The sequence below is a fragment of the Lelliottia sp. AC1 genome, assembly GCF_023278595.1.
Classification (GTDB): domain Bacteria; phylum Pseudomonadota; class Gammaproteobacteria; order Enterobacterales; family Enterobacteriaceae; genus Enterobacter; species Enterobacter nimipressuralis.
On the sequence record NZ_CP025699.1, the window covers coordinates 2,891,055 to 2,911,084 of the forward strand.

The 20,030-nt window shown below is 54.3% G+C and carries 18 protein-coding genes; 6 read left to right on the forward strand and 12 right to left on the reverse strand.

What is annotated here, in order from left to right:
• Positions 1–205: 205 nt before the first annotated feature.
• Entirely contained in the window at positions 206–1,138 is a 933-nt protein-coding gene (gene dusC, locus C0560_RS13730) for a tRNA dihydrouridine(16) synthase DusC (protein WP_248858757.1), read from the reverse strand.
• A gap of 72 nt (positions 1,139–1,210) precedes the next feature.
• On the reverse strand, positions 1,211–1,477 hold the full coding sequence (locus C0560_RS13735; protein WP_100779531.1) for a hypothetical protein: 267 nt from the start codon (positions 1,475–1,477) through the stop codon (positions 1,211–1,213).
• Positions 1,478–1,694: 217 nt separating this feature from the next.
• On the opposite strand from C0560_RS13735, the gene C0560_RS13740 reads away from it, so the two are divergent.
• From C0560_RS13740 to sanA, 4 genes are all read left to right on the forward strand, one after another.
• Positions 1,695–2,093 (forward strand): CidA/LrgA family protein, encoded by a 399-nt coding sequence (locus tag C0560_RS13740; RefSeq protein ID WP_123427288.1) that lies wholly within the window; start codon positions 1,695–1,697, stop codon positions 2,091–2,093.
• Positions 2,090–2,785 carry a CidB/LrgB family autolysis modulator gene (locus tag C0560_RS13745; RefSeq protein WP_100779529.1) on the forward strand — a complete coding sequence of 232 codons (696 nt, stop codon included), beginning with the start codon at positions 2,090–2,092 and terminating at the stop codon, positions 2,783–2,785. Before C0560_RS13740 ends, C0560_RS13745 begins: the two co-directional genes overlap by 4 nt.
• 128 nt (positions 2,786–2,913) lie before the next feature.
• Entirely contained in the window at positions 2,914–3,798 is an 885-nt protein-coding gene (gene cdd / locus C0560_RS13750) for a cytidine deaminase (protein WP_248858759.1), read from the forward strand.
• A gap of 129 nt (positions 3,799–3,927) precedes the next feature.
• Positions 3,928–4,647, forward strand: coding sequence for an outer membrane permeability protein SanA (gene sanA / locus C0560_RS13755; RefSeq protein ID WP_102104860.1), 720 nt, complete (start codon positions 3,928–3,930; stop codon positions 4,645–4,647).
• A 39-nt stretch (positions 4,648–4,686) separates the two neighbouring features.
• Here sanA and mglC read toward each other — a convergent pair whose 3' ends face one another.
• The 7 genes from mglC to C0560_RS13790 all read right to left on the reverse strand — a co-directional run bounded on the left by mglC (position 4,687) and on the right by C0560_RS13790 (position 12,882).
• Positions 4,687–5,697, reverse strand: coding sequence for a galactose/methyl galactoside ABC transporter permease MglC (gene mglC / locus C0560_RS13760; protein WP_100779526.1), 1,011 nt, complete (start codon positions 5,695–5,697; stop codon positions 4,687–4,689).
• A gap of 15 nt (positions 5,698–5,712) precedes the next feature.
• Positions 5,713–7,233, reverse strand: a complete 1,521-nt coding sequence (gene mglA, locus C0560_RS13765) for a galactose/methyl galactoside ABC transporter ATP-binding protein MglA (RefSeq protein WP_248858761.1) — start codon at positions 7,231–7,233, stop codon at positions 5,713–5,715.
• A gap of 81 nt (positions 7,234–7,314) precedes the next feature.
• On the reverse strand, positions 7,315–8,313 hold the full coding sequence (gene mglB, locus C0560_RS13770) for a galactose/glucose ABC transporter substrate-binding protein MglB (RefSeq protein WP_063143782.1): 999 nt from the start codon (positions 8,311–8,313) through the stop codon (positions 7,315–7,317).
• 295 nt (positions 8,314–8,608) lie between these two features.
• Positions 8,609–9,631: an HTH-type transcriptional regulator GalS gene (gene galS / locus C0560_RS13775; protein ID WP_100779524.1), complete on the reverse strand. Its 1,023-nt coding sequence runs from the start codon at positions 9,629–9,631 to the stop codon at positions 8,609–8,611.
• Positions 9,632–9,786: 155 nt separating this feature from the next.
• A complete protein-coding gene (gene yeiB, locus C0560_RS13780; protein WP_248858762.1) occupies positions 9,787–10,944 on the reverse strand; it encodes a DUF418 domain-containing protein YeiB in 1,158 nt (385 codons plus the stop codon).
• 16 nt (positions 10,945–10,960) lie between these two features.
• Positions 10,961–11,629 (reverse strand): GTP cyclohydrolase I FolE, encoded by a 669-nt coding sequence (gene folE, locus C0560_RS13785; RefSeq protein ID WP_100779522.1) that lies wholly within the window; start codon positions 11,627–11,629, stop codon positions 10,961–10,963.
• A 104-nt stretch (positions 11,630–11,733) separates the two neighbouring features.
• Entirely contained in the window at positions 11,734–12,882 is a 1,149-nt protein-coding gene (locus C0560_RS13790) for a YbfB/YjiJ family MFS transporter (protein WP_102104862.1), read from the reverse strand.
• A gap of 138 nt (positions 12,883–13,020) precedes the next feature.
• Here C0560_RS13790 and fghA point away from each other — a divergent pair, with 138 nt between their 5' ends.
• Positions 13,021–13,857, forward strand: a complete 837-nt coding sequence (gene fghA / locus C0560_RS13795; protein ID WP_248858763.1) for an S-formylglutathione hydrolase — start codon at positions 13,021–13,023, stop codon at positions 13,855–13,857.
• Between the two features lie 95 nt (positions 13,858–13,952).
• Here the strand turns inward: fghA and cirA are convergent, their stop codons facing one another.
• From cirA to yieE, 3 genes are all read right to left on the reverse strand, one after another.
• Positions 13,953–15,923, reverse strand: coding sequence for a catecholate siderophore receptor CirA (gene cirA, locus C0560_RS13800; protein WP_181826590.1), 1,971 nt, complete (start codon positions 15,921–15,923; stop codon positions 13,953–13,955).
• 293 nt (positions 15,924–16,216) lie between these two features.
• On the reverse strand, positions 16,217–17,686 hold the full coding sequence (gene lysP, locus C0560_RS13805; protein WP_100779517.1) for a lysine-specific permease: 1,470 nt from the start codon (positions 17,684–17,686) through the stop codon (positions 16,217–16,219).
• A gap of 130 nt (positions 17,687–17,816) precedes the next feature.
• Positions 17,817–18,683 carry a DNA-binding transcriptional regulator YeiE gene (gene yieE / locus C0560_RS13810; RefSeq protein ID WP_100779516.1) on the reverse strand — a complete coding sequence of 289 codons (867 nt, stop codon included), beginning with the start codon at positions 18,681–18,683 and terminating at the stop codon, positions 17,817–17,819.
• A gap of 121 nt (positions 18,684–18,804) precedes the next feature.
• On the opposite strand from yieE, the gene C0560_RS13815 reads away from it, so the two are divergent.
• Positions 18,805–19,851 (forward strand): YeiH family protein, encoded by a 1,047-nt coding sequence (locus tag C0560_RS13815; RefSeq protein ID WP_142503410.1) that lies wholly within the window; start codon positions 18,805–18,807, stop codon positions 19,849–19,851.
• Positions 19,852–20,030 lie beyond the last annotated feature (179 nt).

A 20,030-nucleotide genomic window follows, 5' to 3' on the forward strand; every position in this document is an offset into this window, starting at 1 on the left:
GCACTCTATCAGTTTCAATCGCAGCCTCAATGTACTACGCGTAAAAACGTGATACAGATCGTTATTGAAGCGGTTTTCAGTTTCGCCACCCCGCTCTCCTGCGCCAGCGGAACATATCGCTAAACGTAGCGCACATCGCCTTTAGTGAAACGTTATATGCCCTATGAAAGCCTGCGAGGGCAGTAACGCGACGATCCCGACGCTATTATTTGGCCTGAATGACCCGCGCAATGTCGGCTGATGTCTGCAGAGTCCGAATTTCCTGAAATAACCCCAGCGCTTCGTCATATTCTTTGCGTAAATAGCTCAGCCACTGTTTGATACGTGCCACGTGGTACAACCCGGTGTCGCCCTGCTTTTCCAGACGCGAATATTTTTGCAGCAGCGTAACCACATCCGGCCACGGCATACGCGGCTCGTTGTACTTCACCACCCGGCTCAGGTTAGGCACATTCAGCGCCCCGCGCCCGATCATCACTGAATCGCAGCCCGTATCTTTTATACAGGCCTGCGCACTTTCGTAGTCCCAGATTTCGCCATTCGCGATCACCGGAATCGACAGACGCTTGCGGATCTCCCCAATCGCCTGCCAGTTGATACGATCTGCTTTATAGCCATCGTCTTTGGTACGCCCATGAACCACCAGCTCCGTCGCCCCGGCCTGCTGCACCGCATCGGCAATCTCAAACTGGCGGTCGTGACTGTCCCAACCCAGACGCACTTTTACCGTCACCGGGAGATGGCCTGGCACCGCCTCACGCATCGCTTTCGCGCCGCGATAGATCAGCTCAGGATCTTTTAGCAACGTTGCGCCACCGCCGCTGCCGTTGACCATTTTCGACGGACAGCCGCAGTTGAGATCGACACCGTATGAACCCAGTTCTACCGCACGGGCCGCGTTCTCCGCCAGCCACTCCGGGTACTGCCCCAGCAGCTGGATACGCACCAACGTACCGGAGGTGGTCCGGCTCTGACGATGCAGCTCCGGGCAGAGTCGATAAAACGACTTTACTGGCAACAGCATATCGACCACCCGCAAAAACTCGGTGACGCAGAGATCGTAATCATTTACCTCAGTCAGCAGCTCGCGCACTAATGAGTCGAGCACGCCTTCCATCGGCGCCAGTAAAACACGCATTCTAAAACCCTGTGGAAAAAGACCCGCTATAGTAGCCGCTCTCTATAAAGGTGCAAAGGGCTTAACGCGCGTCTATTTCATTACGACGTAGGCCACCGCCGTCAGAACGACCACGATGAGCAGCGTGAATGTCGGGCCCAGCGCGAAGGCGTAGACGTTCAGCTCATCTTCTTTTTTGATATCGTTGTAACGCGCCAGCGCACTTTGGGCATCGGGCGCCGTGATCTCTTCAAACTCCTGCTCATAGCCCTGTGCTTCCAGGTGTGATGAGCCTTCCGCATTGCCCTTCTCCACGGCGAAAATCTGTGTCCCTTTCCGGAAAAAAATGAATTCTGACATTAGAATCTCCTGATCGCGGGAATGGCTTTTATCATATCACTGCTTCAAAAATAGTCACCGCAACTACACTGTTTTGTATGGCTTTTGCTGTGAATGCTGGGGAATTGCCTAACGTTCCAAAAAGGAATGTCTGGTATGCTCAAAAATCATGATGTGATCCGTAGCACGTTTCTATGTTTAATTGTATGATGAATGCGTTCCATCAAGGACTTTCACCATGATCAAAACTCTGAATACCCTCTGGCAGTACCTGCGTGCTTTTATTCTGATCTATGCCTGCCTGTATGCCGGGATTTTCATTTCGTCCCTGCTACCGATCACCATTCCCGGCAGCATTATCGGCATGCTGATTCTTTTTCTGCTGCTGGCGCTGCAAATTCTGCCCGCGAAGTGGGTCAACCCTGGCTGCTTTGTGCTGATCCGCTATATGGCGCTGCTGTTTGTGCCGATAGGCGTGGGCGTGATGCAATATTACGATCTGCTTAAAGCCCAGTACGGCCCGATTCTGGTCTCCTGCGCGGTGAGTACGCTGGTCGTGTTCCTGGTCGTGAGCTGGAGTTCGCATCTGGTACATGGCGAACGCAAAGTCGTTGGGCAGAAAGGAAGTCAAAAATGATGGCCAATATCTGGTGGTCGCTGCCATTGACACTGGTGGTGTTTTTCGCCGCACGTAAACTTGCCGCGCGTTTCAAGATGCCGCTTCTCAACCCGCTGCTGGTGGCGATGGTGGTGATTATTCCGTTCCTGCTGCTCACCGGCATTCCTTACGAACGCTATTTTGCGGGCAGCAAAATTTTAAACGATCTGCTCCAGCCTGCCGTCGTGGCGCTGGCGTTTCCGCTTTACGAGCAGCTGCACCAGATCCGCGCGCGCTGGAAATCGATCATCACCATCTGTCTGATTGGTAGCGTCGTCGCCATGGTAACGGGGACGTCAGTGGCGCTGCTGATGGGGGCGTCGCCGCAAATCGCCGCCTCTATTCTGCCGAAATCCGTGACCACGCCGATTGCGATGGCCGTGGGCGGCAGCATCGGTGGTATCCCGGCCATTAGCGCCATGTGCGTGATTTTTGTCGGGATCCTGGGTGCGGTGTTTGGCCACACGTTGCTCAATGTCATGCGTATCCGTACCAAAGCCGCCCGCGGGCTGGCGATGGGTACGGCCTCCCACGCCCTCGGCACTGCGCGCTGCGCCGAGCTGGACTATCAGGAAGGCGCGTTCAGTTCGCTGGCGCTGGTGATTTGCGGGATCATGACCTCGCTGATCGCTCCGTTCCTGTTCCCGATTATTCTGGCGGTAGTGGGCTAAAATTTGCGATGCGTCGCGCAAATTTCATTTTGTTTTCATAAGTTGCATACATAATGAGAAGTAGATCACATATAAAGCGCTATTGGCTCCGTACACTACCGATCCATTAACCTTTATGAGGCATTGCCATGCACCCACGTTTTCAAACTGCTTTTGCCCAGCTCGCAGAGAATTTGCAATCAGCCCTGGCTCCGGTTCTGGCGGATACGCATTTCCCCGCCCTGCTGACTGCGGAGCAGGTCACGACGCTTAAACAGGCTACGGGACTGGACGAAGACGCGCTGGCTTTCGCACTACTGCCGCTGGCTGCCGCCTGCGCCAGAGCCGATCTCTCCCACTTTAACGTTGGCGCGATTGCGCGCGGCGTGAGCGGAACCTGGTATTTCGGCGGAAACATGGAGTTCCTTGGTGCGACCATGCAACAGACCGTCCATGCAGAACAGAGCGCCATCAGCCATGCCTGGCTGCGTGGTGAGAAAGCGCTGCAGGCCATCACCGTGAACTACACCCCTTGCGGTCACTGCCGTCAGTTTATGAATGAACTGAACAGCGGTCTGCAACTGCGCATCAACCTGCCAGGCCGTGAGCCGCATACGCTGGGCGATTATCTGCCGGACGCCTTCGGCCCGAAAGACCTGGATATCAAAACCCTGCTGATGGACGACCAGGATCATGGCTATGCGTTAGCGGGCGATGACCTGACGCAAGCGGCCATTGCGGCGGCAAACAAAAGTCATACACCGTACAGCAAGTCGCCAAGCGGCGTGGCGCTGGAGCTGCGTGATGGCAAAATCTTCAGCGGCAGCTATGCCGAAAACGCGGCATTCAACCCGACGCTGCCACCGCTGCAAGGCGCCCTGAACCTGCTGAGCCTCAACGGATACGATTACCCGGATATTCAGCGTGCGACTCTGGCAGAAAAGGCCGATGCGCCGCTGATCCAGTGGGATGCCACCGCCGCCACCCTCAAGGCGCTCGGCTGTACCAGTATCGACCGTACGCTGCTGGCGTAATAGACCTGTGCGGGCAGAAATGCCCGCCCTGCTGATGAAATTCCCCCCAATCAAACCGCTGTTTCTTGCGATTACCAGGCGGGTAAAGTAGCCTAAGTGAAATTTCCCTCCACGGAACGAGCCATCTTCATGTTAAAGCGCGTGTTTTACAGCCTGTGTGTCCTGGTCGGCATTCTGCTGTTGACTGTGCTCGGCCTCGACCGCTGGATGAGCTGGAAAACCGCCCCCTATATCTTTGACGATCTGCAGGATTTACCTTATCGCCAGGTGGGTGTGGTGCTGGGGACGGCGAAGTATTATCGCACCGGCGTGATTAATCAGTACTACCGCTACCGCATTCAGGGGGCGCTGAACGCCTACAACAGCGGCAAGGTCAATTACCTGCTGCTGAGCGGCGATAACGCCCAGCAAAGCTATAACGAACCGATGACCATGCGCAAAGATTTGATTGCTGCTGGCGTCGATCCGGCGGATATCGTTCTGGACTATGCCGGATTCCGCACCCTGGACTCCATTGTGCGTACGCGTAAGGTCTTTGATACTAATGATTTTATTATCATCACCCAGCGCTTCCACTGCGAGCGCGCGCTGTTTATTGCCCTGCATATGGGGATTCAGGCGCAGTGCTACGCGGTCCCTTCTCCGAAAGATATGTGGAGCGTTCGTGTGCGTGAGTTTGGCGCACGCTTTGGCGCGCTGGCGGATCTCTATCTCTTCAAACGTGAACCGCGCTTTTTAGGCCCGCTGGTGCCAATTCCGGAGATGCATCAGGTGCCCGAGGATGCGCAGGATTATCCGGCGGTTACCCCGGACCAACTGCTGGAATTACAGAAGAAAGAGAAGAGATAAAAAAACCCGCTCGTGAGCGGGTTTTTCGTTTTGGTAAGATTACTTCTTGCGCGCGTATTTGAGGGAATCCAACGCCACCGCAAAGATGATAATCGCCCCTTTGATGATGTACTGCCAGTACGGGTTCACACCGATATAGGTCAATCCGTAGTTGATAACGGTAAAGATGATTACACCCGTCACCACGCCCACCACCGTACCTACACCGCCGCTGAAGGATACGCCGCCTACCACACAGGCTGCGATAGCATCCAGTTCGTACATGAAGCCGAGGTTGTTCGTCGCTGAGCCGATACGACCCGCTTCCAGCAAACCGCCGAAGGCATAGAACACGCCGGACAGGGCATAAATCATCAGCAGGTTCAGGGCCACGTTAACGCCGGACACTTTTGCTGCTTCCGGGTTGCCGCCGATAGCGAAGATGTTTTTACCGAAGCGCGTTTTGTTCCACAGCACCCAGACAAAGGCCACGGCGATCAGCGCGTAGAAGGTGATGTAGGAGAGGCGGAAACTGCCCAGCGCCACAAAGCCCTGCGCGAAGGTCGAAAAGCCGCTGTCGAAACCGGAAATCGGGGATGCACCCACGAAGTCGTAGTACAGGGAGTTGATACCGTAAACGATAATCATCGTACCCAGCGTGGTGATAAACGGCGTCACGTTCAGATAGGCGATGATAATACCGTTGATCAGACCGATGATGGCACCCACCACACAGACAATCAGCACCACCACAATAATTGGCATGGTGGCCATCTCCGGGAACACCTTGTTGGCGTTTTCCATCGACTGCAACAGCGTGGCGGCCACAACCGCCGCCAGACCTACCTGGCGCCCTGCTGACAGGTCCGTACCCTGAGTCACAATCAGCCCCGCCACGCCCAGCGCGATGATGATACGCACGGAGGACTGGGTCAAAATGTTACTCAAGTTAAGCAAACTTAAGAACGTAGGGTCCTGGAAAATAATAATGGCCAGTAATACTAAAAGAACGACGTAAATACCGCCCTCTTTCAGATAAGTGAGAAAACTTTTTTTATTTAACGCACTCATGAGGAGCCCCTGATCTTAAAGGTGCAAAGACGCAAGACGGAGAATTTCGTTTTGCGTTGTCGTTTTGGTGTCAACAATTCCGGCAACGAGACCATTGCTCATAACCAGAATACGATCTGTGATCCCTAACAATTCCGGCATTTCGGAAGAAATAATAATGATCCCTTTATTCTTTTTAGCCAGTTCAGCAATCAGCTGATAGATTTCAAATTTTGCACCCACGTCAATACCGCGCGTCGGCTCATCAAGCATTAAAATTTCTGGCTGCGTTAATAACCAGCGACCAATAATAACCTTCTGCTGGTTACCGCCGGAAAGTGAACCGATTTGCGTCTGGTGTCCTGGGGTTTTTACACGCATCGAGTCGATAACCCACTGGGTATCGCTTTTCATGCGGGAAGTATCCAGCAGGCCCATCTTATTTTTATAGTTACGAATATTGGAGATTAACGAGTTGAAGTTAATATCCAGATAAGCATAAATCCCCGTCGAACGACGCTCTTCAGTCACCAAGGCAAAGCCGTGGTTAATCGCTTCGTTGGCGTTATGGTTATTAATGCGCTTACCGTGCAGCGTAATGGTGCCGTCCGATTTTTCACGGATACCAAATAAGGTTTCCACGATATCGGTACGTTTCGCACCGACCAGGCCTGCGATACCCAGAATTTCGCCCTTATGCAGGTCGAAGGAGACATCGCGGATAGAGGGCTGACGCAAAGACGTAAGGTTGCGAACTTCCAGAATCACTTCGCCCGGCTTGTTCTCTTTGTCCGGGAAGCGCTGGTTCAGGGAGCGGCCGACCATCATGGCGATGATCTTGTCCATATCCAGCCCTTCGAGAGGCTGAGTGGTGATCCACTGGCCGTCACGCAGAATGGTGATTTCATCGCACAGCTGGAAGATCTCTTCCATTTTATGCGAGATATAGACGATGCCACAGCCACGCTCTTTCAGCTTACGGATAATGGTGAAAAGGTGGTTCACCTCTTTTTCCGTCAGGGATGACGTTGGCTCATCCATAATCACGATTTTCGCGTTATAGGAGAATGCCTTGGCAATTTCAATCATCTGCATTTGTGAAACGGATAAGGTGCCTACGCGGGCGCGCGGGTCAATATCAATATCCAGTTCATCAAAAATCGTTTTGGTGTCACGATACATTTTGTCCTGATCGACAAATACAGCTTTGGTTGGGTAACGACCCAGCCACATATTGTCCATAACAGAACGCTGAAGCACCAGGTTTAATTCCTGGTGAACCATCGAAATACCATTCTCCAGTGCTTCCTTGGCGGAATGGAAGTCGATCTCTTTCCCCTGAAAAAGAATGCTACCAGAATCTTTTTGATAGATCCCAAAAAGGCATTTTAATAATGTTGATTTACCCGCACCATTCTCCCCCATCAACGCATGAATAGAGTGAGGACGTACTTTTAAATTAACATTGTCGAGAGCCTTAACGCCGGGAAAAGACTTGTTAATATTGCTCATTTCTAACAAGAATTCGCCTGACGACTGAGTATTTGTGCTGACCATAATTATACCTTGACGGCCTCGCATATCGCGTTATAAAAGGGCGCAACGAATTGCGCCCTGTGAGAACATGCAATCTCTAACTTATTTACCGATAAACTCAGCCAGGTTTGACTGGTCTACGCCCACGTAAGGAACGCGAACGATTTTGTTCTCGATTTTCCAGTTGGTGCCATCAGCCGCACCTTTGCCATCGGCCAGGTTTTTCGCCAGATCGAAGGTCGCTTTAGCCTGGTTATTCGCATCGTTCAGAACGGTACCGGCCATTGCGCCAGACTTAACCAGTGCCAGCGCTTCTGGCAGGGCATCCACGCCGAAGACAGGGATAGACGATTTGTTGTGCGCTTTCAGTGCTTCAACAGCACCCATTGCCATCGCATCGTTGTTGGCGATAACCACTTCGATTTTGTTCGCGTTCGGGCCAGACAGCCATGCGTCCATCTTATCTTTCGCCTGAGCGGTGTCCCACATCGCGGTATCTAACGCCAGCTGCTGGGTTTTCAGACCTTTGTCATTCAGCTCTTTGATCACATACGTGGTACGTGCTTCAGCATCCGGGTGGCCCGGCTCGCCTTTCAGCAGAACGAACTGAATCTGACCGTCTTTGTTCAGGTCCCAGTTCGGGTTCGCTGCCCAGTGTTTCGCGATCAGATCGCCCTGAATAATACCGGACTCTTTAGAGTCAGTACCGACATAGAAGGCTTTGTCATAGCTGTCCAGCGCTTTGCGGGAAGGCTCTTTGTTGAAGAAGACGATAGGCACATTCTGGCCACGTGCTTTTTCAATAACGGTGCCTGCAGCTGCCGGGTCAACCAGGTTGATGGCCAGGGCTTTCACGCCTTTCGCCAGCAGAACGTCGATCTGGTCGTTCTGTTTGGACTGGTCGTTCTGGGAGTCATTCATCAGCAGCTGAACGTCTGGCGCTGCTTTAGCATCTTTCTCGATAGCTTTACGAACAACAGACATAAAGTTGTCGTCGTATTTATAGATTGTCACACCAATACGGGTATCCGCAGCGTGCGCAGCTGCACCAAAAAGCATGCTTGCCATAACAGCAGACAGAGTCAACACCTTCTTATTCATGGTATCTCCGGTTTTTTTTATGCAGGGTAGTTCTTGTGAATAACGGTCGGCGGGCAGATGTTAGAAAAACGTTACTGACAGCCGAAGTTCACTTATAAAATTTCTATCTTCCGTGTTCGGTAACGCTCCAGTAATGCGTTTTATTTGTCGTTTGGGGCACTTTGGCTATAGTGAAAGTGATTAATCACCGTTACATAGCGTTTCAGCTCCTAAAACGCTGACATCATAGTCAGCGGCTTGTTAAGATACTGTGAATTTACTCACAGATTGAAAACGGTTACATCACCTGACGTAATCAGTTAGTGATCGGAGCCACAATTTGTTTAACAGCCACAGAATGGCGGCGTACTAAAGTCGGCATGAAACAGTGCGTTGCGCTCAAATCCTGCTGCCCTGCGGCGCCCTGTAACGCCAGCTCCGTTGCCAGACGGGCCATGGACGCGATTGGATAGCGCACGGTTGTGAGCTGCGGGTCCGTGTAACGGGCAATCGGAATATCATCAAAACCAATCAATGACAGATGCTGCGGCACCGCAATGCCGTTGTCTTTCAGCGCAGTGAGCGCCCCGGCGGCCATGCTGTCGTTGTAGGCAAAGACGGCGGTCAGTTGCAGATTCCGTCCGAGCAGTTCGACCATCGCGGCCTCCCCTCCCGGCATATCCGGCGAACCGGTACCAATCCAGCTGTCTGACGGCACAATCCCGGCTTCTTTCAGGGCGTTTTGCCAGCCTTCCCGTCGCATATCGTCATCTTCAATATGGTGGCTGGAGGCGAGATAGCCGATGCGCTGATGGCCGTTATTGAGCAGCATGCGCGTCGCCATCATCGCCCCGCTGACGTTGTCCAGCGTGACACAGCGGTGGGCATACCCCGGCACCACGCGGTTGATGAGCACCATACCAGGAATTTGATCCATAAACCCCGCCAGCTCCTCATCGCTCAAGGCTTTTGAGTGGACAATCAGGGCGTTACATCGCTGGCGGATCAACACCTCAATGGCGTGACGCTCTTTTTCAGCCTCGTGGTAGCTGTTACCGATCAGCACATATTTGTGGTGCTGCTGGGCGACAACGTCCACGGCTTTCACCAGCGCACCAAAGAAGGCATCCGATACATCCATCACCACCACGCCAATGGTGTCGCTCACCTGGGTGGCGAGGGCCTGCGCATTGGCGTTGGGCCGATAGCCGAGCTGCGTCACCGCTTTCATCACGGTTTCACGCGTTTCAGGGCTGACCAGCGCGCTGTTATTCAGCACGCGGGAGACGGTAGCAACAGAAACACCCGCGATGCGGGCTACGTCACGAATGGTGATCATATTCACCATCCTTTAAAGGATTGCAGCAACTCACAGACACCCCCTGTGTTTAGCAAGGAGGCTATTCTGGCAGTGACAAGGAGGGGACTACGTGAAGAAGCTCACACAGATGAAAACGTTTACATCCGTTTTGTTAATGATTGTGATCCAGATCGTTATCTGGATGTTTTAGTCAATGATACACCTGCAGCACGTGCGGTTAATTGACGCCACAACCATTCCAGCGGTCCCTGGCGGAAGAAACGCAGCCAGATGACGGAAAACACCAGATTCACCGCCCAGACCGGAATAACAAACGCCAGCAGATGAAGGCGGTCGAATTTCATAAACAGGCCGAAATGATAGAACAGCGTGGTGCAGATCAGGGTTTGCAGCAGATAATTGCTCAGCGCCATCCGGCCAACACAGGCCACGGCAGCCACCAGTCGGAAACGGGCTATCTGCGGCCAGAAGCCGAAAATCAGCGCCGCATAGCCGATGGTCTGGAACGGGGCACTCAGCTCACGCGGGGCCTGTAACAGGAACGCGCACCAGCGGTAATCCCAGCCCAGCATCCACTGCCCGACAATCGCAGGCAGATTGATGATGACGCCAGTCAGCACCAGCGCACACCCGGTCCGGCGGTAATGAGCGAGACTAAATTCCCCTTTCAGCCAGCCGGTGCGCATTAGTGCCGCGCCCATCAGCATCATTCCCGCCAGCTGCCAGCCGTACTGCGCGCCGAGTGCGATCAGGTTATCGCCGAGCATATCCGCGCGATTGCTGATAGCCTCTACGCCGCCTTTCAGCTTCCAGAACTGTTCGTATTGCAGATTCGCCGCATCCGGGATCCATGAGCGGTTGGTCGCCCCACCGGAGATCATTCCCAGCAGCAACAGTACGCCGATGCCAATCAGATAGAGGATCGCCCCCGTATTGAACAGGTTTTTTACGTCGTGGGCATCGCGGATCATTCGCCAGCAAATCAGACCGACTAATCCATAGGCCAGCAGAATATCGCCATCCCAGAAAAACAGGCCATGGATAAAGCCGAGCAGTACCAGCAGCGTCAGCCGCGACTGGATCCAGCGTTTGCCACGTTTGAGGAGCAGTTGCAGCCCAGCGCCGAAGAGGAGCGCAAAGAGCGTGAGGAATTTAACCTGCGCGAAGAGATCGAGAATCGCCCATGTCCAGGCGTCGCTGCGGGTAATATCGCCATACCAGGCGGGATTGAGATACGCCGCTTTGGGCAGTCCAAAAGCGGCGATATTCAGTAGCAGGATACCGAGAATGGCAACGCCACGTACAAAATCCAGCGTGACATTACGCTCCATTTATCCTGCCCTGTGGTTAGTTGTGGTGACGCACGGCGCGCAGGAACTCCTGGCGGGTGTTCTGGCTGGATTTAAACAGGCCACCCAGCGACGTGGTGGTTGTCGCGCTGGTTGCATCGCGAACGCCGCGCGCTTTAACGCAATAATGGACGGCATCAATAGATACAGCCACATTGTTGGTGCCAAGCAGCGTTTGCAGCGCCGTCAGAATCTGCTGCGTTAAGCGCTCCTGCACCTGCGGACGCTGGGCAAAGAACTGCACAATGCGGTTGATCTTGGACAGACCAATCACCGTATCTTTCGGGATATAGGCCACGGTCGCTTTGCCGTCGATAGTCACGAAATGATGTTCGCAGGTGCTGGTCAGAGTGATATCACGCACGGTCACCATTTCATCGACTTTCATTTTATTTTCGATGACGGTGATTTTTGGGAAATTGGCGTAATCGAGACCGGAAAAAATCTCATCGACATACATCTTGGCGATGCGATTCGGAGTTTCCATCAGGCTGTCGTCGCTCAGGTCGAGATTCAGCAACTGCATGATCTCGGTCATGTGCCCGGAAATAAGACGTTTGCGTGTTTCGTTGTCCAGTTCATTAACAGGCGGACGCAGCGGGGTTTCAAGACCACGCGCGACTAAAGCTTCGTGAACGAGAGCGGCTTCTTTACTGAGTGATGGCATTATTTTTCTCCTGCAGGTGTGGCTGCCTTTTGCCCTCTTTGAAGCAAAAGTGTGCGCTCATTGTGCGTGAGGTGGCGCACATAATCCAGTATTCACAGCGATAATTATTGCAATTGCTGCTGCCTTTCGGCCTGACGATCCCAGACCAGTGCTCCGCCGACAAACAATGCCAGCCCTGCAAGGCCCAGCGCCGGCTCCAACTGATGGGTAAGCCAGGTCGAGAGCGCCGACGTGACCGGCCCAACCAATTGACCGAGCGCATACCCTGTGGTCAGTAAACCGGCCATATAACGGGTGTGGTTCGGGGCCAGTTCGCGGCCGCACAGCAGGGAGAGCTGCACGGCACAGAGGAACCCACCGCCCACCAGCAATGCGCCCGTTATCAGGCCACCGATCCCCGGCATCAGCCAGGCGGCAAACACGCCCAGCCCCTGCAACCAGAGGACAATCGACAGACGGCGGTTCGACGTCGAGACGTGGCGAAGGGCGATGCTCAGCGCAATCCCGATGACAGACGCCGCGCCAAAGACGGGCCAGACAAACTGCGCAAACAGGCTGCCAGGGAAACGTACGGCCGCCATCTGCGATAAAAAGGTGGCCGGGAGAATGTAGCCAAACCCTGCCAGGCTGTAGCTCCAGACCAGGCGACGCAAATCGGTGGTCAGCACCAGCGGCTCCGGCGCCGTTCCCGGCCGATGCAACTGCCCGCCGCGCGGGAGATAACGCGCCACCAGCACGATAAGAATCAGCGCCAGCACGCCATAAATCTGCCACGCCGCGCCTGCTGAAAGCGAGCGTGCCTGAATATAGACCGCCAGCAGGCCGCTTAAGGCAATGCCCGCTCCCGGCCCGGCAAAGACCGCCGCGCTAAGTCCCGGCTTACCAAAATGAGCCAGCCGTTCGTTGGTCCAGGCGGCAATTAGCACCATCGACCAGCCGCTCATGCAGCCGATCGCGAAACGAATCAGGCCGTGAATGATGGCGTTATCCGCGACGGCTGACAGCAGCGTCAGCGCTACCGCGCCGAAGATCCCGAGATAGAGACGCCCTTCAACAAAGCGGTGTGCCCGCATGGCATCCCACGCACCAACTAAATAGCCCAGATAGTTCATGGCGGCCACCAGCCCGGCGCTGGTCAGCGTCAGCTGTCCGGCCGAAATCATCAGCGGAACCTGAGGCGTAAAAGCAAAGCGCCCTATCCCCATCGCCACCACCAAAACCACAAATCCGCTGAGCGCGATACGCAGCGCCATGATCGCCCCAATTGTTAAAATTTAGTTAATTCATGATGCAACATATCGACTTAATGCGGAAGTGAAAGTTGCTCACAGGTGAATGAATAATCTGTATTATGGATTGAGTGAATATCGACACAAAATCAGGAGCCTTGCATGGAACTGCTCGAAGAGCACCGTTGTTTTGAAGGTCGGCAGCAGCGCTGGCGGCACGACTCCACCACGCTGAACTGCGCGATGACGTTCAGCATCTTTCTGCCACCGGCCACCGGTAATGTTAAGCCACCGGTGCTGTACTGGCTCTCCGGCCTGACCTGCAACGATGAGAACTTCACCACCAAAGCGGGTGCACAGCGCGTTGCGGCTGAATTAGGCATTGCGCTGGTGATGCCCGACACCAGCCCGCGCGGCGATGATGTCGCTGACGACGCCGGATACGATCTGGGTAAAGGGGCGGGTTTCTATCTGAATGCGACCCAACAGCCCTGGGCGAGCCATTACCGGATGTACGATTACATTCGCGACGAGCTGCCTGCTCTGATCCAGGCGCAGTTTGCCGTGAGTGATCGCGCAGCCATCAGCGGGCATTCGATGGGCGGACACGGCGCGTTAATTATGGCGCTTAAAAATCCGGGTAAATTCACCAGCGTCTCCGCCTTTGCGCCGATTGTGAACCCGACTCAGATACCCTGGGGGCAGAAAGCGTTTTCGAATTATCTGGGCGATGATGTCACCACCTGGCAGGAATGGGATAGCTGTGCGCTGATGCAGGCAAGCCTTCCGGAACAGGCGATCCCGACGCTTATCGATCAGGGTGATGCCGATCAGTTCCTCGCCGATCAACTGCAGCCCGCAGTGCTGGCGGAAGTGGCGCGGCAGAAAAGCTGGCCTTTGACCCTGCGCATCCAGCCGGGGCACGATCATAGCTATTACTTTATTGCCTCGTTTATCGAGGATCATCTCCGCTTCCATGCGGAGTATTTACTGAAATAACCCAGCCTGTTGCCCGGTGCGCGACGCAAACCGGGCCAATACAGAGCGCAAGCGTTGGCCGGGAAAGGCATAACCTTCACCCGGCCAACTCGCTATCAGAAGCGGTAATCCACTGCCATAAAGTAACGACGGCCATCTTCCGTATAGCTGTAATCGTCGCGGCTGAGATCTTTATCCAGCAGGTTTTGCACGCCTGCACGCAGTTTGACATTTTTCGTTGCCTGCCACGCTGCACCGGTATTCCAGACCACATACCCGCCTGGCGTTGCATCGCCGGCGGTGATGGCACGTTTTTCGCCGGAATAGTTACCCTGCATATAGAAGGACCAGTCCTGCGTTGCCTGCCAGTCCACGGTTCCGTTCGCGGTATGGAATGGCAGCTCGGACAGCGGTTTGTTGCCGCCGTTGCTGATATCACGTCCGTCGTTGTAGGTGTAATTCAGCGTCACTTTCCAGTCTTCGGCCAGCGGGAATTTCAGCTCGGTTTCCACGCCGCGAATACGCGCTTTGTTGACGTTGTAGTAGCGGAAAATCGGCTCACCGTCGGCATTCAGCCCAACGTAGTTTGGATAGCTCTGCGCCTGATTTACATTTGCGGTGCGGAGGATGCTGATACGGTCATCCACATCGTTCTGGAAGGTGGTAATACTGGCCTGAACGCCCTCTAACCAGCCCTCTTCCCCGGCATAGTAAAGACCCAGCTCGAAGCTTTCGCTGGTTTCTGGTTTCAGATCCGGGCTACCGACAATTTCACAGGCACCCCGGCACGAACCGGTGGTCCAGTCCGGGCTTAACTGCAGTAAGGAGGGAGCTTTAAAGGCCGTCGCCCAGCCGCCTTTCACCGTCACGGTGTCGGTTGCGCTATAGACCAGATACGCACGCGGGCTCCAGTGGTCGCCGTAGGTTTCGTGATCGTCCATACGCACGCCAGTGGTCAACGCCAGCGGCTCAAAAATACGCCATTCGTTTTCAATAAACAGCGCGTACTGGCTGGCAGAGGTATTGCTGCTGGAGCCGCCGGTCAGGTTCACCGGATCTTTCAGTTTGTCGTGTCGCCATTCGCCGCCGAAGGTCAGCAGCTGGTTAATTTCACCAAGCGGCAGGACATATTTCCCGTCGATACTGTTGCTTTCGGAGGTAATCGGGCTGCTGTTACCAGGATTTTTGTTATCGACTTTCTCGCCGTAGAATTTCAGCTCGCTGTTGCCAACATCCCAGCGCCCGTTGTGGCTCAGGGAGTAGTTCTGGCGTTCGAGGCGGTTCTGGTCGAGAGAGTCTGAGTCACGGTCCTGACGGTCGAAACCGTAGCCTGCGGTGAAATCGTGGTTTTGATTCGGCGTCCAGGCGAATTCGACGTTAGCGTCGCGGCTGGTGAACCCTTCAATGCGCGGCGTTTCGCCCGTCGCAGAGGTTGAGGATTCCTGCTGGTCATCCTTTTCGCGTTTAGAGAGGCTACCGTAGGCTTTCAGCCCCAGCACGCCATCCACCAGCGGACCGCTGGTAAAGAACTGACCGTTGTAGGTATCACCGCGATCGCGATGTTCCTGAATCGTGGTGTCGGCGGTCAGGGTGCCGGTCCATTTCTGGCCGATTTTTTTGGTGATGATGTTTACCACCCCGCCCAGCGCATCGGACCCGTACAGCGATGACATCGGGCCGCGCACCACTTCGATACGCTCGATGGCATCGACCGGAACCCAGTTGAGATCGAAATCGTTATGGCGGAAGACGGCGTTGCGGGAGTTGACGCGCTTACCGTCCACCAGAATCAGGGTGTAGCTGCTGTCCAGCCCACGGATACTGACCCCTTTACGGTTATCCCCTTCGTTGGTGAGTTGCACACCTGGCACGTCCTGTAACACATCTTTCAGGTTCTGAACGGGTTTACGCTGCAGATCTTCCTGAGTAATGACGCTGATACTGGCCGGTGCATCTTTGAGGTTTTGTTCAGTGGCAGACGCCGTGACAACCAGGGTATCGCCGGACTCAGCCGCAATAACCGGTAACGCCAGGGACAGTGCAGACGCACAGAGTCCTCCCCGTACGAAGGGATTTAACCTAAACATTCCATATCTCCATGAGGTAAACACAACAATATCAAATAATTATTGCTCACAGTGCATTGCATACCGCCGGCTTCTTTGGCCGGTCGGCTGTGTGTTTCTTTGCAGGTGTGGCAGTAACGTCATCGTCTTTTCAAAAACGCGACGCTGACTCCTTCATCCTTTTGATAACGGCGATAACGATAAAACAAACGATAATTATTATCAATTCAATTGTTAACAATTATGTCATTTATGCATACTGTGGGGATAAAAAAGCCCGCTCGAATGAGCGGGCTAAAAGAGAGGAAGTGCGATTATTGTTTGATTCGTCCAGGGAATTCCATTTCGCTGTAGCGGACGAATCGGGTTCCTTTCGTCAGTTTGTAACCAAACCAGATGATCAGGAACAGAGGGATACCAATGTACGTCGCCATGACGCCGCCCCAGTCGATGGTGTCTGACAGGAAGGCTTCGTAGTTCTGACCGAGCGTGATGATCAGGCACAGAATGAAGGCGAAGATTGGCCCTAACGGGAAGAAACCAGAGCGGTACGGCAGATCGTTAATATCGTGCCCCTGCTTCACATAGCCGCGGCGGAAACGATAGTGGCTGATCGCAATCCCCAGCCAGGCGATAAAGCCGGTCATACCGGAGGTGTTCAGCAGCCACAGGTAAACCGTCTGGTTGCCGAACATCGACGTCAGGAAGCACAGCCCCGCCACCACCGTGGTTGCATACAGCGCGTTGCGCGGAACACCGCCGCGAGACAGTTTAGAGAAAATACGTGGCGCTTTACCGTCGCAGGCCAGGGTGTAGAGCATACGCGTTGAAGCGTACATCCCTGAGTTCCCCGCCGACAGCACCGCCGTCAGGATCACCGCGTTCATCACCGCTGCCGCAGAGAGCAGACCCGCATGCTGGAAGACCAGCGTGAACGGGCTGACGCTGATGTCTTTAACATCGTTACGCAGCAGGCTTGGATCGGTGTAAGGAATAATCAGGCTGATAATCAGGATCGCGAACACATAGAACAGCAGGATACGCCAGAATACCTGACGCACGGCGCGCGGAATGTTCTTCTCGGGATCTTCAGATTCACCCGCCGCGATACCAATCAGCTCGGTGCCCTGGAAGGAGAAGCCGACGATCATCGCCACACCGATCATTGCCGCAAAACCACCGGCGAACGGCGCTTCGCCAATCTGCCAGTTGCTCCAGCCCGCTGGCTGCGCCCCTTTGAAAATGCCGACAATCATCGCCACGCCGACGACGATAAAGATGATAACGGTCGCGACTTTAATCAGCGAGAACCAGTACTCCGCTTCGCCAAAACCGCGCACGGAGATGTAGTTCAGCAGGAAGATCACGGCCAGGAAGAGCGCGCTCCAGATCCAGCCTGGCGTGTCCGGGAACCACCAGTTCATGACCAGCTGTGCGGCCACGAGGTCAACGGCGATGGTCACCGCCCAGTTGTACCAGTAGTTCCAGCCCAGCGCAAAACCGAAGCCTTCTTCAACGTATTTTTGGCCGTAAGTGGAGAAAGAGCCGGATACCGGCATATAAGCTGCCAGTTCGCCCAGACTGGTCATCAGGAAGTACACCATCAGGCCAATCAGCATGTAAGAAAACAGCGCGCCACCCGGGCCTGCCGCTGAAATAGTTGCGCCAGAGGCAACAAAAAGACCTGTACCGATAGAACCGCCAATGGCGATCATCGTCAGGTGACGCGCCTTGAGTTCGCGGCGTAGCGCGGGCGCTTCTGTGGTTTTAGTTTCGGAAACCATATGAAAATGCTGTCCATTCAAAAAATGAGGCGAGATTGTAGCAGACGATCCGCGATCCTTCTGGCAGAAATGCTCTGTTATAAGAGAGCTTCATGACGGCTCCGGAATTATAAGTAAAGCAGAGCCTGGACTAGATTTCGCAATAGCGCAAAAACCGCTGCAACGAATTCGAAAGGTGTTTTTGGCGGTGATGAATACACCACAGGGTGCGCACCAGCTTCGGCAGTGGAACCGGAATTTCAATCAAGGAACCGCTTTCGAGCTGCTCGGCGATGACGCGACGGGAGAGACAGCTAATCCCAAGACCGTGCCGCACGGCGTGTTTAATCGCCTCGGAATTACCCAGCTCCATGCCCAGCTGAAACTGCGGCAAATGCGAGAGCAAAAGATAATCGACGATTTCGCGCGTGCCTGAACCGTGCTCGCGTAAAATCCAGGGCGCCTGCGCCAGGCGTTCCAGCGTGACCTCGCCCTGTAATAAGGAAGAGGCGGGAGAGGCAAATACCACCAGCTCATCTTCCAGCCAGGGTTCCGCAATGATATCCACGTTATGGCACGGCCCTTCGATAAGCCCAATGTCCACGCGGAAATCAATAATCGCATTAATCACATCCTGGCTGTTGCCGACGCTCATCTCCAGCGGCAATGCCGGGAAATCGCGGCGATAGCGGGCAATCACTTCCGGAAGAATATAGTTACCGATGGTGCTGCTGGCATACACTCGGATCGCCCCGTTGTCCTCCCGGAACAGCTGTTCAATTTCGACAGCCTGCTCCAGTAGCGCCAGCGCACGCGGGTAAAGCAGACGTCCGTGTTCGTTCACCACCAGCCGCTTCCCTACCCTGTCGAAAAGCTGCACCCCGAGCTGCCCTTCCAGATCCGTCAGCGCGGCGCTGACCGCCGACTGAGACAAGGCCAGCCGCTGCGAAGCCTGGGTGGTCGACCCGCTTTTCAACACTTCGGCGAAAACTTCCAGTTGACGTAATGTTATGTGCATCGTGGCCTTCCACCCGGTAAGCGCTCTGCTTACCACTTATAAAGATTAATTATAAATATATAATCAATTTTATTTTTAAGCCAGAGCGCCGTAACCTTTTAACCATTAAAAGGAGAAGGCTATGACTGAACTCACTGTGCATCATCATCGAACACTGTGGCATTACATCCCGGGGCTTGCGCTAAGTGCATTGATCACCGGGGTGGCATTATGGGGTGGCAGTATTCCGGCCGTCGCCGGGGCAGGATTTAGCGCATTGACGCTGGCGATCCTGCTGGGGATGGTGGTCGGCAATACGGTTTACCCAAAAATCTGGTCCGCCTGCGATGGGGGTGTGCTGTTTGCCAAACAGCATTTGCTGCGCCTGGGTATCATTCTTTATGGTTTTCGCCTCACCTTTGCGCAGATTGCCGACGTCGGCGTGAGCGGCATTGCCATCGACGTGTTAACGCTAACCAGCACCTTTATGCTGGCCTGCTTTATCGGGCAAAAAGTCTTTGGCCTCGACAAACAAACCAGCTGGCTGATTGGCGCGGGGAGCAGTATTTGTGGGGCCGCGGCTGTACTGGCGACAGAACCGGTGGTGAAAGCCGAGTCGAGTAAAGTGACCGTTGCGGTGGCGACGGTGGTGATATTCGGTACGCTGGCGATATTCCTTTATCCTGCCATGTACCCGCTGCTGGCACACTGGTTCACGCCGGAGGCCTACGGGATCTATATTGGTTCGACCATGCATGAAGTGGCGCAGGTTGTGGCGGCCGGTCATGCCATCAATCCGGATGCCGAAAATGCGGCGGTGATTGCCAAAATGCTGCGCGTGATGATGCTGGCCCCGTTCCTGATTATTCTGGCGGCACGCGTAAAACAACTTTCGCCAGCAGGCAAAGGTGAGAAAAGCAAAATCACCATTCCCTGGTTCGCCGTTCTGTTTATTGTGGTGGCGGTGTTTAACTCGTTCCATCTGCTGCCAAAAGCAGTGGTCGATATGCTGATTACACTGGATACCGTCATGCTGGCGATGGCGATGGCCGCTCTGGGCGTCACCACCCATGTCAGCGCGCTGAAAAAAGCCGGGGCCAAACCGCTACTGATGGCACTGGTACTGTTTGTCTGGCTGATTGTGGGCGGCGGGGCGATCAACCTGGCGGTACATTATGCGTTAGCTTAATGCATCCATTTGATGAATATAAATAAATTCTGAATTGCGACTATCTCGTAACCCACTCTCCGTTTTGCTCGGGTAACCATGTTGAACTGCCGTCTTCTTTGAAGGCGGCAGTTTTCATTTTTTACCGTCCTAACCGGCAGGTAGGAGCGACTGTTTTATTATCTCTTTTTACCCTCTCG

Excerpts from the sequence above, each read along its gene's own strand:
- mglB (WP_063143782.1), bottom strand. The coding sequence starts at position 8,313 with ATGAATAAGAAGGTGTTGACTCTGTCTGCTGTTATGGCAAGCATGCTT.
- C0560_RS13815 (WP_142503410.1), top strand. The coding sequence starts at position 18,805 with ATGACTGAACTCACTGTGCATCATCATCGAACACTGTGGCATTACATC.
- C0560_RS13790 (WP_102104862.1), bottom strand. The coding sequence starts at position 12,882 with ATGGCGCTGCGTATCGCGCTCAGCGGATTTGTGGTTTTGGTGGTGGCG.
- lysP (WP_100779517.1), bottom strand. The coding sequence starts at position 17,686 with ATGGTTTCCGAAACTAAAACCACAGAAGCGCCCGCGCTACGCCGCGAA.
- sanA (WP_102104860.1), top strand. The coding sequence starts at position 3,928 with ATGTTAAAGCGCGTGTTTTACAGCCTGTGTGTCCTGGTCGGCATTCTG.
- C0560_RS13740 (WP_123427288.1), top strand. The coding sequence starts at position 1,695 with ATGATCAAAACTCTGAATACCCTCTGGCAGTACCTGCGTGCTTTTATT.
- folE (WP_100779522.1), bottom strand. The coding sequence starts at position 11,629 with ATGCCATCACTCAGTAAAGAAGCCGCTCTCGTTCACGAAGCTTTAGTC.
- C0560_RS13735 (WP_100779531.1), bottom strand. The coding sequence starts at position 1,477 with ATGTCAGAATTCATTTTTTTCCGGAAAGGGACACAGATTTTCGCCGTG.
- galS (WP_100779524.1), bottom strand. The coding sequence starts at position 9,631 with ATGATCACCATTCGTGACGTAGCCCGCATCGCGGGTGTTTCTGTTGCT.
- dusC (WP_248858757.1), bottom strand. The coding sequence starts at position 1,138 with ATGCGTGTTTTACTGGCGCCGATGGAAGGCGTGCTCGACTCATTAGTG.
- yieE (WP_100779516.1), bottom strand. The coding sequence starts at position 18,683 with ATGCACATAACATTACGTCAACTGGAAGTTTTCGCCGAAGTGTTGAAA.
- fghA (WP_248858763.1), top strand. The coding sequence starts at position 13,021 with ATGGAACTGCTCGAAGAGCACCGTTGTTTTGAAGGTCGGCAGCAGCGC.
- mglA (WP_248858761.1), bottom strand. The coding sequence starts at position 7,233 with ATGGTCAGCACAAATACTCAGTCGTCAGGCGAATTCTTGTTAGAAATG.
- yeiB (WP_248858762.1), bottom strand. The coding sequence starts at position 10,944 with ATGGAGCGTAATGTCACGCTGGATTTTGTACGTGGCGTTGCCATTCTC.
- C0560_RS13745 (WP_100779529.1), top strand. The coding sequence starts at position 2,090 with ATGATGGCCAATATCTGGTGGTCGCTGCCATTGACACTGGTGGTGTTT.
- cirA (WP_181826590.1), bottom strand. The coding sequence starts at position 15,923 with ATGTTTAGGTTAAATCCCTTCGTACGGGGAGGACTCTGTGCGTCTGCA.
- cdd (WP_248858759.1), top strand. The coding sequence starts at position 2,914 with ATGCACCCACGTTTTCAAACTGCTTTTGCCCAGCTCGCAGAGAATTTG.
- mglC (WP_100779526.1), bottom strand. The coding sequence starts at position 5,697 with ATGAGTGCGTTAAATAAAAAAAGTTTTCTCACTTATCTGAAAGAGGGC.